We start from the raw sequence: 227 nt of genomic DNA on the forward strand, positions 1-227 counted from the left end.
GTACTGCACTACGGCTATGAGCATCGCGAGCAAATCCTCAACTTCATCGAAGCCGCCTTAGCCAATGATGTCATGGCTGTTCGGCAACTTGTTGAAAAAATTAGTGCAGGTGCGAATGTTGCGCTCGGCAGAAATTATATTCTTAGCCAATCTTTTGCGCCACCCATTGATCCGTCGTTGCAATGAGGTAGAAATAGAATGGCTGGTTTTCATGCTCGGTATTTTGC

General features: G+C 46.3%; 1 protein-coding gene. It reads left to right on the forward strand.

Annotation, left to right across the window (positions count from 1 at the left end; genetic code table 11):
* Positions 1-186, forward strand: a 186-nt coding sequence (locus QN347_RS20420) for a hypothetical protein (protein WP_323494491.1), incomplete at its 5' end; no start/stop codon positions are given.
* Positions 187-227: the final 41 nt, after the last annotated feature.

Origin of the sequence: Sphingomonas sp. 10B4 (genome assembly GCF_035019905.1) — a bacterium.
GTDB classification, from domain to species: Bacteria; Pseudomonadota; Alphaproteobacteria; order Sphingomonadales; family Sphingomonadaceae; genus Sphingomonas; species Sphingomonas glacialis.